Source organism: Pseudomonas sp. GNP013, assembly GCF_054343995.1.
Genome location: NZ_JBTGUT010000001.1, coordinates 273,458 through 289,606, shown reverse-complemented (window position 1 = coordinate 289,606; position 16,149 = coordinate 273,458). Strand labels below are relative to the sequence as shown.

The window sequence follows — 16,149 nt, the reverse complement described above, 5'->3', positions numbered from 1 at the left end:
CGGATTACGTAGTGCAGAGAGGGAGTGGAGTGTATGGGCCAATGGCTCGATAGTATTACCGGCTGGCTGACCGTGAACCCGCAGTGGCTGGCCGTGGCGGTGTTTATCGTCGCGTGTGTGGAGTGCCTGGCGATTGCCGGGCTGATCGTGCCGGGCACGGTATTGCTGTTCGCCATTGCCGCGCTGGCCGGCAGCGGCGCGCTGTCGCTGAGCGAGACGTTGTTACTGGGCTTCCTCGGCGGGCTGCTGGGCGACGGCGTCTCCTACTTTCTGGGCCGACATTTCCACCAGAACATCCGGCGCCTGCCCGGCTTGCGTCACCACCCGGAATGGATGAACGGCGCCGAAACCTACTTCCACAAATACGGTATCGCCAGCCTGCTGGTCGGACGTTTCATCGGCCCATTGCGCCCGATGCTGCCAATGGTCGCCGGCATGTGCGACATGCCCTTCCCGCGCTTCGCCGCCGTGAGTGTTGTCGCGGCGGCCGGCTGGTCGGTGGCCTACCTGCTGCCGGGCTGGGCGACCGGTGCCGCATTCCGTCTGCCACTGCCGGAAGGCTTCTGGCCGGAGGCGGCAGTCGTGGCCGGGTGCCTGGCCGTTTTGCTGGGCCTGAGCTTGAACAGCAGCCTGCGCGGCCATCGTCGCGCAACGCTGTGGATCGGCTGCGCGAGCCTGGTGCTGCTGATCGCAGTGTTTATCGGTTACCCACACCTCAATCACTTCGATCAGGGCCTGAGCGCGCTGGTGCAGGAGCATCGCAGCGCCTGGCTGGACGAGGTAATGGTGCGGGTCACGCAGTTGGGCGAGTTCAAAAAGATGTTCGTCGCCAGCGCCGTGTTCACCGGCCTGCTGTTGCTGCTGCGGCAGTGGCGCCATGCGCTGTTTGTCGGCGCCACACTGGCCGGCGCGGCGGTGATCAATACCGGCACCAAACTGTTTTTCGCCCGTGGCCGCCCGGAAATTCTCACCGACCCGCTCACCAGCTTCAGCATGCCCAGCGGCCATGCGTCCGGCGCCTTCGCGTTTTTCCTCGCGCTGGCGGTGTTGGCAGGGCGCGGCCAGCCAACGCGGCTGCGCCTCACCTGGATGCTGATGGGCTGCATTCCGGCCGCCTTCATCGCGCTGTCACGGGTATACCTTGGCGCTCACTGGCCCTCGGACATCCTCGCCGGCACGCTGCTGGCCATGACCGTCTGCGCATTCAGCCTCACGGCCTGCGAATACCGCAGCCCGCTGCCGGCCATGTCGCGCAGGACCTGGTGGCTGCTGCTGCCGGCGCTGGTGGCGGTGATGGGCTTTATCGCCCTCACCGGCACGTCCCACGCCTTGCTGCGCTATGCCTATTGAGTGAACAGTTCGCCCTGCAACTCGTCGAGCAGTATCTGGATCGCATCCAGGCGCTGTTGCGGGTCGTCGATTTGCAGCAGGTCGATCTTGTCCGCTTCGGTGAACGGCAATAAATACGCGAGCTGATTACCCAGTGCCTGCTGGCCCTCGGCATTGCCGCCCATGTCCAGGGAGGCGACCATCGGGTGCTCGGCCAGGGCCTGGAGCAGGGCCAGCAGGTCGGCGTCCTCTTCTTCGAGCGGCAGGTCCGGTTGCTCGTCCAGCCATTGCACGTCGGCCACCAGCAACTGGTCTTTCTGTACGCCCGCTTCACGTACGCGAAACCTGCGCCCGCCTTCGACGCGAATCCCCAGCAGGCCGTTGTCCTGCTGCTTGAAGTCGCGAATCAACGCCTCGCAGCCGATCAGCGCGTAGCCGTCCGGCGCCATGCCGACTTCCCGGCCGTCGAGGATGCACACCACGCCGAAGCTTTCGCCCTTTTTCATGCAGCGGCTGATCATGTCCAGGTAGCGCGCCTCGAACAGTTGCAGGTCGAGGGTGCAGCCGGGGAACAGCACGGTGTTGAGCGGGAACAGCGCCAGACTCATAAAGGTTTCCTTCATACCTGGGTTTAAACAATCACCGACACGGCCAACGGCAAAAACACCGCCGTGGCCACGCCCATCAGACTCATGGCCAGCGCCGCAAACGCGCCACACTCTTCGCTTTCCTGCAAGGCCACCGACGTGCCCACGGCGTGGGCGGTCATGCCCAGCGCCATGCCGCGCGCTTCGGGACTGTGCACACCCAGGCGCGTCAGGTAGGCCGGGCCGATCATGGCGCCGACCACGCCGGTAATCAGCACAAACACTGCCGCCAGCGCCGCCACGCCGCCGATCTGCTCGGCCACCAGCATGGCAATCGGCGAGGTCACCGACTTGGGCGCCATGGTCATCAGCATCCGGTGTTCGGCACCGAACCACTCGCCCAGCAACAGACACAGGCCGGTGACCAGCACCCCGCCCAACACCAGCACCGTAACAATCGGCCAGAACAATTGGCGAATGCGGCGCAGGTTAAGGTAGAGCGGCACCGCCAGGGCTACCGTTGCCGGGCCCAGCAGGATGCCCATGATCTCGGTGCTCTTGCGGTATTCGGCGTAGCTGAGGCCACAGGTGAGCAGCACGCCGATCACCAGCAGCATGGAGACCAGCACCGGTTGCAGAAAGATCCAGCGGGTTTTCTCGAACCCGGCCAGCACCAGTTGATAAGCGCCCAAGGTAATGCCGATGCCGAACAGCGGGTGATGGATGACGGACGTCCATGCGCCGTGCCAGTCGACAGTCATTGACCCTTCTCCTTGCGCTTGACCATCTGCTGCATCAACACCCCGACAAAGCCCATGGCGATCACCAGCGACAACACCAGCGCGCCGATGATGGCCCAGAAGTCGGCGGCAATCTCCCCGGCGTACACCATCACGCCCACGGCGGGCGGCACCAGCAGCAGCGGCAGGTAGCGCAACAGGCTGCTGGCCGCCAGGTTCAAGGGCTCGCCGACTTCGCCGCGCCAGATCAGGAAGCCCAGCATCAGCAACAGGCCAATAATCGGCCCCGGCAATACCGGCAACAGCAAATGATTGAGCGCGGTGCCGATCAATTGGAACAGCACCAGCCAGGTCAGGCCCCGTAACAACATCCACTTTCTCCCCCGTCAAAGCTCGCCCGCATTATAAGCACGTCAGGTCTATACACCGGCATTCGCCATAAGCATGGTGGATTGACCGGGCGCAAGGGCCGTGATGATCTACATTGGTTGTCTGCAATCCGCAAAAAAGCCCCGATTACCGGGCGGATAAAAACTGCTGAACCAAGGAGAGACGCAATGCCCTATGTACCTGTAGCGCAGCTCAATGATCATGTCGGCAAGGAACTGGGACGTTCCGAATGGCTCACCATCGACCAGGCACGCATCAACCTGTTCGCAGAGGCCACGGGCGATCATCAGTTCATCCACGTCGACCCGGTCAAGGCCGCGCAGACCCCGTTCGGCAGCACCATCGCCCACGGCTTTCTGTCGTTGTCGCTGATTCCCAAACTGATCGAAGACATCCTGATCGTGCCCGAAGGCCTGAAAATGGCGGTCAATTATGGCCTGGACAGCGTGCGCTTCATCCAGCCGGTGAAGGTCGACTCCAGGGTGCGCCTGGCGGTCACCCTGACCGATGTCACCGAGAAAAAGCCCGGCCAGTGGCTGCTCAAGGCCACCTGCACCCTGGAAATCGATGGCCAGGAAAAACCTGCCTACATTGCCGAGTCGCTGTCGCTCTGCTTCGTGTAAGGCCCTGCCTGTGGTGAGGCGCTAAACCTTTCCACAGCGTATGTAAATTTATGTATCAAACTCTCGGCTGCGGCATACTCGGCGCTCAATTATCCGGATCCCGCTATGCGCCCACTCGCCCCCCTTGCCCTTGCCCTGTTGCTCACCGCCTGCGGAGACGGCGAATCGCTGTTGCCGCCCGATGCGCGTCTGCCCGATGGGGGTCGTTACCGTGGCGATGTGGTCAATGGCCTGTTGCAAGGCCAGGGCCGTGTCGACTACCCCAACGGCAGCTGGTATGCCGGCGCGTTCGACAAGGGCCAGTGGCACGGCCAGGGCGAATGGCATGGCAGCAACGGCGAAGTCTATAAGGGCGAGTTCCAGCAGGGCCTGTTCGATGGCCAGGGCAGCCTGACCACTGCCGGCAGCCAATACGTGGGCGGTTTCAAGAACGGTCGCCGCAACGGCGAAGGCACCCTCAAAGAGGGGCAGATGACCTATCGCGGCGAGTTCCTCGACGACCAGTATTCAGGCCTCGGTCGCCTGGAGCTGGCCGACGGCAGCCAGTATCAGGGTCAGTTCGCCCACGGCAAGCCGAACGGCGAAGGCCAGCGCAACGACGACAGCGGCAACCAGTTCAGCGGCCGTTTCGTCGATGGCCAGTTGGAAGGCAACGGCACGTTCAACAGCGCCGACGGCGACATCTACGTAGGCCAGTTCAAACAGAACCAGCTCAACGGCAAGGGCCGCTACGAAAACGCTGACGGCGATGTGTGGATCGGCGAATTCAAGGAAGGCGCCTTGAGCGGTAAAGGCGAGTTGATCGGCGTGGACGGCAGCCACTACGTGGGCCAGTTCAGCGATTGGCGCTTTACCGGCGAGGGCCGTCTGAACCTCACGGACGGCAGCTTCTATATCGGCGGTTTCGACAGCGACAATTATCAAGGTCGCGGCACACTGGTGCTCGCCGATGGCGCCGTGCAGGCCGGCACCTGGGTCAATGGCCTGCGCGTGCGAGACGCCGACGGCAAGCTGCTGCCCGACCCGCTGGAAATCGGCGTGCTCGCCCAGGGCCGTTTGCTCAACGAGGCGCTTGCCGCGGTGCCCGCCTCCACCCCTGCCGTGGAGCTGTACACCCTGGCCGTGGCCGGCGACGGCAAGCAAAGCGTGTTCCTGCGCGAAGCCGATTACGTCAGCAACATGCTCGCCACGCGCTTCGGCGCCCGTGGGCAGATTCGCCTGGTCAACCATCGCGACCACATCACCGACCGCCCCCTGGCCACCCGCGAAAGCCTGCGCCGCGCGGTGCAGACCCTGGCCGAACGCAGCGGGCCGGAAGACCTGGTGTTTATCTACCTGACCAGCCACGGCACCCACGAACATGAACTGGTGCTCGACCAGCCGCGCATGGAACTGGCCGACCTGCCCGCCGACGAGTTGGCCGCCGTGCTCACCCCGCTGCAAAACCGCGACAAGATCATCGTGATTTCCGCCTGCTATTCCGGCGGCTTCATTCCGGCGCTGAAAGACGAACACACGCTGATCATGACCGCTTCGCGGGCCGATCGCGTGTCGTTCGGCTGTTCCGAGGAAGCCGACTTCACCTACTTCGGCGATGCCCTTTTCGCACAGGCTTTTAACCAGACCGACGATTTGCAGCAAGCCTTCAAACTGGCGCAACTGCACGTGACCGAGCGCGAGCAGGCGGACAACTTCGAAGCCTCCGAACCGCAGATCTGGGCGCCCAAGGGGGTGATCGCCCACTGGCAACTCTTACGCAAACAGCAGGCACGAAAGGCGCTCGAAAGCGTCTCAATGAATAGCAAGGAAGCCAAAGGCAACTAAGCTGTAATGTGTAATAAGGGGGAAACACCATGTACCTGACACCTCAGCATATCCTGCTCGCAGGCGCCTCAGGCCTTACCGGCGAACACCTGCTGGACCGCCTGCTCAACGAACCTACCGTCAGCCGCGTACTGGCGCCGAGCCGTAAACCACTTGCCGAACACCCCCACCTGGAAAACCCGGTGGGCGAACCGGCAGTGGTTCTGCCACAGCTGAGCGGCCAGGTGGATATCGCCTTCTGCTGCCTGGGCACCACCATCAAGAAAGCCGGCTCCGAAGCGGCCTTTCGCGCCGTCGACCTGGACATGGTCGTGGCCTTTGCCAAACGCGCGCGGGAACTGGGCGCGCGACACCTGATCGTGATCAGCGCGATTGGCGCCGACCCGAAATCCTCGGTGTTCTACAACCGGGTCAAAGGCGAAATGGAACAGGCATTGAAGGCGCAGGACTGGCCGCAATTGACCATCGTGCGGCCTTCGCTGCTGCTGGGTGACCGACTGGAACCGCGTCTGGCCGAACAACTGGCCGGGCCGTTGTCGCGCTTGATTCCAGGCAAGTACCACGGCATCGAAGTGTGCGACCTGGCTCGGGCCATGTGGCGCCTGGCTCTGGAGGAACAGAATGGGGTGCGGGTGGTGGAGTCGGATGAGTTGCGCAAACTCGGCAAGTAACCGCTCTTATCAACACAAAATAGCGCGTTGATTTTAAAGCCTGAAGTTCAGGCAGCCACATGCCTGTGGGGAGCGGGCTTGCCCCGCGTTGGGGTGCGAAGCGCCCCCAATCGAGCAAAACGCGGTGTACCTGATACGGCTCAGCGCCTGGCTTTGGGGCTGCTGCGCAGCCCAACGCAGGACAAGCCTGCTCGCCACAGGGAATCTGCGCTTAACTGAACGGCATTAGGGCAAGCCCGCTCGCCACAACAGACCGGCTCGCCACAGAGGCGCCAATCGTTAGAGACCGCCCGTCGCGTTAAAGCCTACGCCCAGCACTGTCAACACCGACAGCGGCAACAACAGCGTATCGAGCAGTGCGCTGGCCGGCAGGTCTGCATGTGGGTAGCGCGGCGCCTCAGCCCCGAACTTGTCCTTGGCACAACAGCCGCCGTCAATCGCGTACAGGTCCAACCGTGTACCGGCATACACCACCGGCGCGCCGGGCTGCGCGGCATCCAGCGTGCGTGCCGTGGCGCAGCCGGCCAGTTGCAGCGCCAACACCACCAGCAACGCCTTATTCATCACTGCTCAAATGGTGCTCGCCCCAGCGCGGCAGCATGTCCTGGGGAATATTGAGCAGGTTGAGAATGCGCGCCACCACGAAATCCACCAGGTCGTCGATGGTCTGCGGCTGGTGGTAGAAGCCCGGCGACGCGGGCAGGATGGTCACGCCCATGTTCGACAACTTGAGCATGTGCTCCAGGTGAATGCTCGAGTACGGCGCTTCACGCGGCACCAGAATCAACTGGCGACGCTCCTTGAGTGTCACATCCGCCGCCCGCTCGATCAGGTTGTTGCAGGCACCGGTGGCAATCGCCGACAACGTACCGGTGGAGCACGGCACCACCACCATCGCCGCAGGTGCGCCGGAGCCCGAGGCCACCGGCGACATCCAGTCCTCTTTGCCGTACACCTTGATCTGCCCCGCCGCCGCACCGGTGTATTCGGTGAGGAACGCTTGCATCGTCTGCACCTTGGGCGGCAGCGCCACGTCGGTTTCGGTGGCCATTACCAACTGCGCGGCCTTGGAGATCAAAAAGTGCACCTCGCGCTCTTCACGCACCAGGCAATCGAGCAGGCGCAGGCCGTAGGGCGCGCCCGAAGCGCCGGTCATTGCCAGCGTAACGCGTTCCGGGCCGCTCATTTGAGCGCCTCGGCCAGCTTGCCGTGCAGGCCGCCGAAGCCGCCATTGCTCATGACCACCACGTGGGTGCCTGGCCCGGCCTGCTGTTTGACGTGCTCAATGATGCCGTCGATGGAATCGCACACCGTCGACGGGACGGTGCACAGCGCGGCAATCGCCGGCAGGTCCCAGCCGAGATTGGCAGGGGCATACCAGACCACCTCGTCGGCATCGTTGACGCTCTGCGGCAAGCCATCACGGTGCGCGCCGAGCTTCATGGAGTTTGAACGAGGCTCGACAATCGCGATAACCCGGGCATCACCGACCTGCTTGCGCAGGCCATCCAGGGTGGTGGCAATCGCCGTGGGGTGGTGGGCAAAGTCGTCGTAAATGGTAATCCCATTCACGTCAGCGACCTTTTCCATACGACGCTTCACACTTTTGAACGCGCTCAACGCAGCGATACCCATAGCGGGCACCACACCCACATGCCGTGCGGCAGCCAGGGTGACCAAGGCATTGGCGACGTTATGCTGGCCGGTCATGTCCCACGCAATGATGCCCTGCGCCTCGCCTTCAAACAGCACTTCAAAGCGCGAACCGTCTTCGCTCAGCAGCCTGGCCTGCCACTGCCCGCCAGCGCCGGTGGTCTGCACCGGGGTCCAGCAGCCCATGTCGATCACGCGCTGCAGCGCAGGCTCTGTGGTGGGATGGATCACCAGGCCTTCGCTGGGGATGGTGCGTACCAAATGGTGGAATTGCCGCTCAATGGCAGGCAAGTCGGGGAAAATGTCGGCGTGATCGAACTCGAGGTTATTGAGAATCGCTGTACGCGGACGGTAATGGACAAACTTGGAGCGCTTGTCGAAAAAGGCGCTGTCGTATTCGTCGGCTTCGATTACAAAAAATGGCGTGTTGCCCAGACGGGCCGACACCGAAAAATTCTGTGGCACACCGCCGATCAAAAAGCCCGGACTCATGCCGGCATGCTCCAGCACCCAGGCGAGCATGCTGCTGGTGGTGGTCTTGCCGTGGGTGCCGGCCACCGCGAGTACCCAGCGACCTTGCAGCACATGGTCGGCCAGCCACTGCGGGCCGCTGACATACGGCAGACCTTTATTGAGCACGTACTCGACCGCCGGGTTGCCACGGGACATGGCATTGCCGATCACTACCAGGTCCGGCACGGGGTCGAATTGTGAGGGGTCGTAGCCTTGGGTCAGCGCAATGCCTTGAGCCTCAAGTTGCGTGCTCATCGGTGGGTAGACGTTGGCATCGGAGCCGGTGACGTGATGGCCCAACTCTTTGGCCAGCACTGCCATAGAGCCCATGAACGTACCGCAGATACCGAGAATATGAATGTGCATAATCGACCTCGTAAAACATCGACGCAGGTTAGCGCAGGGCGAGGGAAATCGCACTCTTTAGGTCAATACCACGGATCAGGGCGCGTCCGGGTTCAGCAGTTTGTACAGCGTCGCCTGGACCTTTCTCACTGCGGCTATCTTCTTCTCAATCACCTCCAGACGCTTTTCCATCCCCTCAGGGCCTTGATCAACGGCACCATAGAAGTGATAGGGTTTAAAAAACACTTCATGCATCTGCGCGTCGGTTTCGGAACGCTCCTCGACCAAACTCACTTCCGCTTCTAACTGATCCAGAAGCTGCAGTGGATCTTCCGACCAGACTTGCCTTGGAACGTGATTAAGCACCGTGCCACCCGCCGAATACTCCAGTGAGTGTTTTTCGATATTGACGGTATTTGACTTTGCGACTTCGAACCGAAGATGCAGGGCAGAGCCGACGCGTACCTGAGCAGCAGGCGCGATATCTTCGGTTTCGGGCAATCCAGTTAACGGAGCAGACGCCTGGTGAGTCATAGATGGCAGCGAGCGATGATAGAGGTGCTTATTCAGCGCCATGTTGGCCACCGAAAAACCTGAGTCTATGACGACGCCCACTGCCGGGACCACCAACTGCTGAGTCACGTTGAATGACGGACGAGGGTCGAATTCTTTGAGTGGCGCCCCATATGCTGTACGGGTGTGGGCATCAAAGGCATACCATTTGCCGTTGCGCTGAACCGCCTCGGCAGGCACCCATTCTGAATGCCCGTCTACTTTTCGATAGACACCTTGAGCGATGTTCTCTCTATTACCCAATTTTGAGGGGGTAAAGCTGCCGCTACGCGGGCCATGGATACTACGCAACTTATCGAGCGATGATGCTCGCAGTCGGCTCAACTGCTTGATGCCTTTCCCACTCAGCTTAAACACGCCACGGCTCACATCAAACACATTAGCCAGAGGGTTGGCTGCCTGCACGCCTGTCACGGCAAAGCCTTTGGTGAACCTCAAAAGCGAGCCCAGCCCTTTGGCTCCAACCCTCACGGCTTGAGCGCCGCCTCTGGTCGCGGGGATGAAAAAACCGAACACGTCCATTACAAGGTTTACAAAACCCTCGCCAACGCGGCCATTAATAAAGCTTTTGACTGTCGAATAAAAAGGCACCAGGTTCAAGAAAAACTCACGAACCGCAGCATGAAACGCAATCGACCGCTCTTGGGGTGTCTGCCCTTTAGCGGTCTTTTTGACCGACTCAAGACCACGGGTAAAGTAAGCACCGGCAATAGTGGACAATTCACTGAGCTTAGGGGACCTAACACTTGGAACCGGCCCCACAAATAACCCTGGCACGACAGACTCCAGGGATTTAGAAGGGTAAATGCGACGCGCGGTAACGCCCAAAGCAGGTTCGTCGGCCAACTGCCAATGTATATCGATGGTTCTTTCAGTTTCGCCGGAAGAGCCGGGCTGGGGCATCGTGAAATAAAGATGCGTATTGGGGAACTGCAAACCTGGCCGAGAAGGGTCGGCATCCTTGACAATTTTCCCCTGCGCAGGCGAGTACAAATAATGTACGACCTTCCCCTCCGACTCTGCGCGAATAAGCATGGCGCCCGTGGCGATATAGTCGGCTATTTTATGACCAGCCATTACACTTTTATCGCCGGCGGGTGCTTCGAGACTAAAGGTTGTAACCTTGCCCCGCTCAAGCAAACGCCTGTCCTCCAGCGACAACAATGAAAACTGATAGCTGAACACGTCCTTGAACATTTTCGTCAACTGAGCCGTATAGACATCAAACGCCTCATCGAACGCTTTATTTATATCCCGCAGTTCCGAAAGCCGCGACGCCACTTTTTCAGCCGAAAACTCTGCGCTGGTGGAGTTCCACGGATGGGCGTGCAAGTCGCCGGACATATAAATATCCACCAGCGAATAAAACAATCTGTTGCCGGTTTTTTCTTTGCTGAACAGCCCCTCCTCAAAGAAATGTTCGTTTTCAGAACCATAAACGCGCTTTAATTCTGCAAGCGCCAACTCTTTTCGTGCCGGTACCGGCGCAGCCAGTAGCTCAACAGCCTCAACCATACTGTTTACTTGAACATTCATCGCCGCGACTGAGCGTTCGACTTCATCGACCGTGTACTCATCGCCAGCGTTCTCTTGAATAACGCCCTGTACGATCGCCCAATCAATCACTGACCTCATCAGGGCAACTTGTGCCTGGCGCTGCGCACTGTCGGTGATAGGCGCAATACTGTCGAGTTCCATAATCGTTTGATACGTCTCGCCTGCGGTTGAGCCCACCGCAGTCAGCTCCCTGCGAGATACCGCAGCACTGAAGAGCGCCCATGAATGGGAACCGTATACAAGCGACGGCGGAATGTCTTTTACAAGGAACTCAGGCGCGCAGACGGATAACAATTGAAACGCCACCACTTTTGCCAGCGAAGCACCAAATCGACCGCCGAGGTGTTTTTCAAAACGGTTGACCACCTCAGTCGGTGAGCAGCCCCAGTTGGCGTGTTGGCGCAGGTTGTAGCCGGCCAGATTATTGCGCTGTTGCCCTGCGTTAATATCGGCATCCAGCAATAATGCGGTCATCAATGCTTCCTCGCTGCTGGTGGCGGTGGGGATTGCATCAATCGCCATCTGTATGCGCTTACCCAGTGCCTGTGCACCTGGAGAGTTGATGAGGCTCTTTAGAAAAACTTCCGGATTATTAGACTCGGGAATTGAGCGGCTCAGGTATTCGATTAAACTCCTGGCGCTGCCCCGCTTCTCAGGTTGCTGTTTTTTCTGTTGAGCAATCCATGTTTCAACAACCTGGGTGACTGTGGCCTGATCCGGGGCACTCATTGATACATCCTTGGTGAGCAGTCCGCCTGCGCTTTTTTTGCTCTCGCTGCTAAAGGTTTGCGCTCCCAGTGCGAGACCGAGATTGAATAGTTCGTCCTTGTTCTCCGGAACGAACCAGCCATTGTCAAGAATCAACTGCTTGAGGCTGACCGTCACAGGCTGGCGCCGCTCCTGACTCCAGTGTTGAGAATAAGGGGCGACTTCTACCTGCTGCAGCGCGAGGTCGAAATCAGGGCCTGGTGCGGCAAGGACAGCCCGAATCGCGGCGAGCATGTTATAGAAGGTATCCGAGTCGCCTACCGCTTGCTGCACCTGCTCCATTAGCGAGTGGTCAGGCAACGCATCCTGGCCTTTAAAAACCGGATTGTTCGCCAATTCCTTCGCACGTGCGGTCGCTTGCTCGGGCATCAAATGCTGCGGTTCACCGTAAAATTTCTGTACGTCAGTTAACGCCACGGTGCCGCCCTGATAAAACGCCGGAATACGCAACTCGGCATTGGGGGCGAGCACACTGGCGAGATTCAACAAGGCATTCTTTATCTCACGCCCACCTAAAAGATCTGTCAACGCAACAGGCGGGCTTTGAATGCGAGCATTAAAGTAATGGGTTACTTCGCCGGTTCGAGTATTGACTCGAATTTCATCAACGGCACCACCGGCTATCGATTCCAACCGCCGCGTGGCAGAAGAATGGACAGTCGACTTCAACACGTCAATCCAACGGCCCAGCGTGGAGTGCGCAGGCACTTTAACTCTTGCGCCTGTTGACAACTGCTTTCCAACTGTTTTAGCCAGCTGCGCATCACCCGTCATCTGAGACGTCTGCCCATCAACAACTGAAGGGTTCAAATGTGTTGACGACGCCATTGTTTGTCCTTCAATAAGACGTGAGCGAGTACTCATAAGTGATGTCACCTTCGGTAGTGAGCGCTGAATTACCCCATCAACGGAAAAGCGTTTTCTGGCAGCGCAACTCGCCCCACCAGAAAACGCCTATGCCCAAATCAAACACTAAGGTATCGCTCAATAAAACACCCAACGCTGGGCATAAAACCACCCCACCGCCAAGCACGACACTTAAGTATTAGATGAGCAAAAGCAACACCGCTTATTCCACGTCGGTGCGACTCTTAAAATACTCCAAAATACCCGCTTGGGATTTATCGATCACCTGCAGTCTTCGCTGGGCCGTGTCGACTCGCTCAGAGAGCCCCGCGGCGCCCTCGGGTGCGTCCTTCAACGGCAAGTAGGATTTAAAGAAAACTTCGCATTTTTCGGCCAACTCACACGTTATAGCCTCACTGCGATCCAGTAACTCCTCAAGTTGAGTCATTCGTTGGAGGGGGTCGGCTGACCAGTCAGTAGAAGGAAGCCAGCCTTTTTCGAAGCTTCCAAGTTGCAAAGCCATCGCAGTATTCGTCGAAGCAAATGCTGCGACTTGCAAGCTGTCCATTTTGCTGTACAGCGCTTTGGTTTCTGCATCCAGCTCTTTGGTGGCCCCTGTCTCTTTCGGGGCCTTGACTAAGGAAGGGTCAACGATCGACTTGGTGCCGGGGGCTTGTGGCGAAAGCGGAATTGGCAGGTAGGAAGCTTTGATACTCTCGCCCCACGAGGTAGAAGCGCCATAGGCACCGACGCTGATAGGTGCCGAAACCAAGCCGCTGATTGCAGCGTTGGTGGCTGCTTCCGCTGCAACATTTTTGATACCAGGCGATTTGGGAATCACTCCGGTTTTGACCAGTTTTTCCGCATCCATCATGCGCTGGGTTAGTTCGGCCATGTTTTTAGTCAGTAGCGTTTGCGAACCCTCAGCAGGTTTGCTGGCTGCGGATTTTTTTTTCCACTTGGCAAACGCATTACTCGCTGAAACAGTGACCTGACCCACTGGCGGCGCGACATCACCCTTCACCGCTGTTTCCATACTCCTGGCGACGTTGCCCTTCTTGTCGAGAGGCCGACCAACAGGATCTACGAGATACTGATCTTTGTTAACCGGCCTGTTTTGCTTATCGATCAAGTGATGCTGATCATTGATAGCGTACCCCTGGGCATTAATGCGCTGATTAAACTCATTGATTAAATGACCCGAGGCATTAATCGGTTTGCCCTGCACGTTAAGCGTTTGCCCCAGCGCATTTTTTTTAACCGCCGGACTTGCATGCCTCTGATTAACACTGGCACTGCGCGGTTTAACGACAGGGTTATCACCAGTTCGCGTCCCCGAAAAACTAGCGCTCCTTGTATTTACTACCGGAGCGGCAGGAGGCCTCGGAATAAAAGCCGGCATAACCAGGGACACAGACGAACCAATTTTAGCCATTGAAATCACCTCTATATAAAATTTAAGTTTTCATTAAGAGATCTCCCTGCTCTCGATTATTGAGTGGACCCTTGCCAGCATCGAGTTCCATGAGCCTTCAAAATTACAGCCTATTTCCTACAAGCGTTAAACAGCATTCGCCAATCGCACAGTAACTAATATTAGACAAGTCCTACGCAACCAGAAAAAATACACACTTAGTCAAACCTAACAGCTCAACCAAACTTAACTGAAGGTCTCTAAAACTCAGGCTTATATAGGCCTTGCCAATCCATACTTGTGCAGTTTTCGATACAATGTATTACGACTTAGGCCCAAGTATTTCGCCGTGTGACTTATGTGCCAACGCTGTAGTTTAAGGGCATTAAGCAGCGTAAGACGCTCGGCATCGCCTAAAGGTGAATACCCTACGCCGTCCAGTGATCCCGAGTGCGGCGTGAGTTGGCCAATCGCCTTGGGCAAATCTTCCAGCCCCACACGCCCGCAATCACACAGTGCTACCAACCCGCGTAACACCGTACTTAACTGCCGCACATTGCCAGGCCAGGTGTAAGACAGCAGTGCTTGGCGGGCTGCGACGTCCAGCATGACCTCTTGTTCCGCCGCTTCCCGAGCCAGCAGAAAGTCCAGCAACTGTGATTTGTCACTCCGCTCGCGCAACGGCGGCAAGGCGATCTCCAAGCCATTTAGGCGATAATAGAGATCTTCACGGAAGGTTGCGTCGGCAACTCGCGCCAGCAAATCCCGATGGGTCGCACTGATGATTCGCACATCGACCGCCAGTGGCTCGCCGCCAATGGGCACCACCATACGGTCGTCCAGTACTCTTAACAGACGGGTTTGCAACGCCAGCGGCATGTCGCCGATTTCGTCGAGGAACAGCGTGCCGCCGTCGGCCTGCTGCAACTTGCCTTGCATGCCTTCCTTCCGCGCGCCGGTAAAGCTGCCGCCGCAATAGCCGAACAGCTCACTCTCGATAAGGCTCTCTGGAATGGCGGCGCAGTTGAGCGCCACGAAGGGTTTGTCAGCACGCTGGCTGGCGTGGTGCACAGCTTTGGCGAATGCTTCTTTGCCAGAACCGGTTTCGCCATTGATCAATATCGGCACGTCACGCTCGAATACGCGCAACGCTTTGCGGAAATCGTTTTGCAGGTTCGGATCGCCCATGCAGATACCGGACAAACGCGATGGCGCAGGCGCAGACTTGGCGACTGCCGTGGGCGGGCTGCATGCCTGCCCACGCAACGCGGCGAACAGATGCCGCCCATCACATGTGCGCAGTGGCCAACTGGCAGTGGCATTGGCGCTTGCGCGCCCAAGCAATTGGTCAAGCGTACAGTCGAACAGCGCTTCAACAGGGTGCCCGAGCAAACCGCCGCGAGCCTGCCCCAGCAGGTTCAGGGCACTTTGATTGGCCGCGCAGATACGCCCATCGCCATCGAACGCCAACAGCCCCTCACTGAACAGGCCCACTGACTCGGCCTGCAGATGAAAGCGCAGCAACCAGTGATGCTCAAAATGACGCAGGAAGTAACAGCTCTCGATCATCTTGGCCGACAGGTTCACCAGCGCCATCGTGTGAAACTGGCTCTGACGCGACACGGCTTCACGCGCCGATGACACATCCAGCACCGCGAGCAATTCGCCATGGGGGTCGAACACCGGGCTCGCCGAGCAGGTCAGGCCGGTGTGACGGCCACGAAAATGCTCATCGCGGTGAATCGTTACGGACTGGCGCTCCACCAGGCAAGTGCCGATGCCATTGGTGCCTTCGCACGCCTCGCTCCAATCGGCACCAAGCCAAAGCCCGGCGCGCTCGAAAATCCTGCGCTCGGACGGCGCAGTGACACAGTTGAGGATCACCCCGCGCGCATCGGTGAGCAGCACCGCGTGACCAGCTCCGGAGAGTTGCTGGTGCAGGCTGTTCATCTCGCTGCCGGCGATGTGCAGCACCTGTTGCAGGCGCTCGCGGCTTTCCTGCAAGCGGCCGTGTTCGAGCACGGTGGGGGCGATAGTCTGAGCAGGGTCGAGGTGGTAGTCCTCCAGGCAGCGCAGCCAGGAGCGCGCGATGGAAGGATCGCTGGACGGGTCGCGGCCATGGGCCACGGTGATGACTTGTCGGGCATGGCGGCTGAAATGATCGTTGCGCATTTTTTATTGTTCTCCCTGCGTGAGAACGGCCAGCATCCCCCAGCCATCCAGCCAATGCAATCGCGCGCCCATGGGGTGTACCGTTTATGGCACAAACTGTCACTTCGACTGTACCGCCTGCGTGACAGCAACGGTTTGCAACAA

13 protein-coding genes are annotated in these 16,149 nt (G+C 59.0%); 4 read left to right on the top strand and 9 right to left on the bottom strand.

Going from position 1 to position 16,149, the window contains the following annotated elements; genetic code table 11:
* The first annotated feature begins 33 nt into the window (after positions 1-33).
* A complete protein-coding gene (locus ACXX81_RS01365; RefSeq protein WP_458571098.1) occupies positions 34-1,350 on the top strand; it encodes a bifunctional DedA family/phosphatase PAP2 family protein in 1,317 nt (438 codons plus the stop codon).
* On the opposite strand, the gene ACXX81_RS01360 is transcribed toward ACXX81_RS01365, so the two are convergent.
* From ACXX81_RS01360 to ACXX81_RS01350, 3 genes are read right to left on the bottom strand one after another with little or no spacing between them, the layout of a single operon-like run.
* Complete coding sequence (locus ACXX81_RS01360) at positions 1,344-1,937, bottom strand: LON peptidase substrate-binding domain-containing protein (RefSeq protein WP_458571097.1); 594 nt, start codon at positions 1,935-1,937, stop codon at positions 1,344-1,346. The genes ACXX81_RS01365 and ACXX81_RS01360 overlap by 7 nt on opposite strands.
* Before the next feature lie 23 nt (positions 1,938-1,960).
* Complete coding sequence (locus tag ACXX81_RS01355) at positions 1,961-2,677, bottom strand: LrgB family protein (protein WP_209985213.1); 717 nt, start codon at positions 2,675-2,677, stop codon at positions 1,961-1,963.
* Positions 2,674-3,027 carry a CidA/LrgA family protein gene (locus ACXX81_RS01350; protein WP_209985215.1) on the bottom strand — a complete coding sequence of 118 codons (354 nt, stop codon included), beginning with the start codon at positions 3,025-3,027 and terminating at the stop codon, positions 2,674-2,676. Before ACXX81_RS01350 ends, ACXX81_RS01355 begins: the two co-directional genes overlap by 4 nt.
* 186 nt (positions 3,028-3,213) lie before the next feature.
* Here ACXX81_RS01350 and ACXX81_RS01345 point away from each other — a divergent pair, with 186 nt between their 5' ends.
* The 3 genes from ACXX81_RS01345 (at position 3,214) to ACXX81_RS01335 (ending at position 6,164) form a co-directional block, all read left to right on the top strand.
* Entirely contained in the window at positions 3,214-3,669 is a 456-nt protein-coding gene (locus tag ACXX81_RS01345) for a MaoC family dehydratase (RefSeq protein ID WP_209985218.1), read from the top strand.
* A gap of 105 nt (positions 3,670-3,774) precedes the next feature.
* Entirely contained in the window at positions 3,775-5,493 is a 1,719-nt protein-coding gene (locus tag ACXX81_RS01340; RefSeq protein ID WP_209985221.1) for a C13 family peptidase, read from the top strand.
* 29 nt (positions 5,494-5,522) lie between these two features.
* Positions 5,523-6,164 (top strand): oxidoreductase, encoded by a 642-nt coding sequence (locus tag ACXX81_RS01335; protein ID WP_209985224.1) that lies wholly within the window; start codon positions 5,523-5,525, stop codon positions 6,162-6,164.
* Positions 6,165-6,443: 279 nt separating this feature from the next.
* On the opposite strand, the gene ACXX81_RS01330 is transcribed toward ACXX81_RS01335, so the two are convergent.
* From ACXX81_RS01330 to ACXX81_RS01305, 6 genes are all read right to left on the bottom strand, one after another.
* The gene (locus ACXX81_RS01330) at positions 6,444-6,728 is read right to left on the bottom strand and encodes a YceK/YidQ family lipoprotein (protein WP_209985226.1); all 285 of its coding nucleotides are present in this window, start codon (positions 6,726-6,728) and stop codon (positions 6,444-6,446) included.
* The gene (gene ubiX, locus ACXX81_RS01325; RefSeq protein WP_209985229.1) at positions 6,721-7,350 is read right to left on the bottom strand and encodes a flavin prenyltransferase UbiX; all 630 of its coding nucleotides are present in this window, start codon (positions 7,348-7,350) and stop codon (positions 6,721-6,723) included. Before ubiX ends, ACXX81_RS01330 begins: the two co-directional genes overlap by 8 nt.
* Positions 7,347-8,696 (bottom strand): UDP-N-acetylmuramate:L-alanyl-gamma-D-glutamyl-meso-diaminopimelate ligase, encoded by a 1,350-nt coding sequence (gene mpl, locus ACXX81_RS01320; protein WP_458571096.1) that lies wholly within the window; start codon positions 8,694-8,696, stop codon positions 7,347-7,349. The genes ubiX and mpl overlap by 4 nt, the downstream gene beginning before the upstream one ends.
* A gap of 75 nt (positions 8,697-8,771) precedes the next feature.
* Positions 8,772-12,437, bottom strand: coding sequence for a hypothetical protein (locus tag ACXX81_RS01315; protein WP_458571095.1), 3,666 nt, complete (start codon positions 12,435-12,437; stop codon positions 8,772-8,774).
* Between the two features lie 205 nt (positions 12,438-12,642).
* The gene (locus ACXX81_RS01310; protein ID WP_245229027.1) at positions 12,643-13,854 is read right to left on the bottom strand and encodes a hypothetical protein; all 1,212 of its coding nucleotides are present in this window, start codon (positions 13,852-13,854) and stop codon (positions 12,643-12,645) included.
* Between the two features lie 252 nt (positions 13,855-14,106).
* Positions 14,107-16,005 (bottom strand): sigma-54-dependent Fis family transcriptional regulator, encoded by a 1,899-nt coding sequence (locus ACXX81_RS01305; RefSeq protein ID WP_458571094.1) that lies wholly within the window; start codon positions 16,003-16,005, stop codon positions 14,107-14,109.
* Between the last annotated feature and the right edge of the window lie 144 nt (positions 16,006-16,149).

Coding starts and splice junctions, on each gene's coding strand:
- ACXX81_RS01355 (WP_209985213.1), bottom strand. CDS start 2,677: ATGACTGTCGACTGGCACGGCGCATGGACGTCCGTCATCCATCACCCG.
- ACXX81_RS01340 (WP_209985221.1), top strand. CDS start 3,775: ATGCGCCCACTCGCCCCCCTTGCCCTTGCCCTGTTGCTCACCGCCTGC.
- ACXX81_RS01350 (WP_209985215.1), bottom strand. CDS start 3,027: ATGTTGTTACGGGGCCTGACCTGGCTGGTGCTGTTCCAATTGATCGGC.
- ACXX81_RS01345 (WP_209985218.1), top strand. CDS start 3,214: ATGCCCTATGTACCTGTAGCGCAGCTCAATGATCATGTCGGCAAGGAA.
- ACXX81_RS01365 (WP_458571098.1), top strand. CDS start 34: ATGGGCCAATGGCTCGATAGTATTACCGGCTGGCTGACCGTGAACCCG.
- ACXX81_RS01305 (WP_458571094.1), bottom strand. CDS start 16,005: ATGCGCAACGATCATTTCAGCCGCCATGCCCGACAAGTCATCACCGTG.
- ACXX81_RS01315 (WP_458571095.1), bottom strand. CDS start 12,437: ATGAGTACTCGCTCACGTCTTATTGAAGGACAAACAATGGCGTCGTCA.
- ACXX81_RS01330 (WP_209985226.1), bottom strand. CDS start 6,728: ATGAATAAGGCGTTGCTGGTGGTGTTGGCGCTGCAACTGGCCGGCTGC.
- mpl (WP_458571096.1), bottom strand. CDS start 8,696: ATGCACATTCATATTCTCGGTATCTGCGGTACGTTCATGGGCTCTATG.
- ubiX (WP_209985229.1), bottom strand. CDS start 7,350: ATGAGCGGCCCGGAACGCGTTACGCTGGCAATGACCGGCGCTTCGGGC.
- ACXX81_RS01335 (WP_209985224.1), top strand. CDS start 5,523: ATGTACCTGACACCTCAGCATATCCTGCTCGCAGGCGCCTCAGGCCTT.
- ACXX81_RS01310 (WP_245229027.1), bottom strand. CDS start 13,854: ATGGCTAAAATTGGTTCGTCTGTGTCCCTGGTTATGCCGGCTTTTATT.
- ACXX81_RS01360 (WP_458571097.1), bottom strand. CDS start 1,937: ATGAGTCTGGCGCTGTTCCCGCTCAACACCGTGCTGTTCCCCGGCTGC.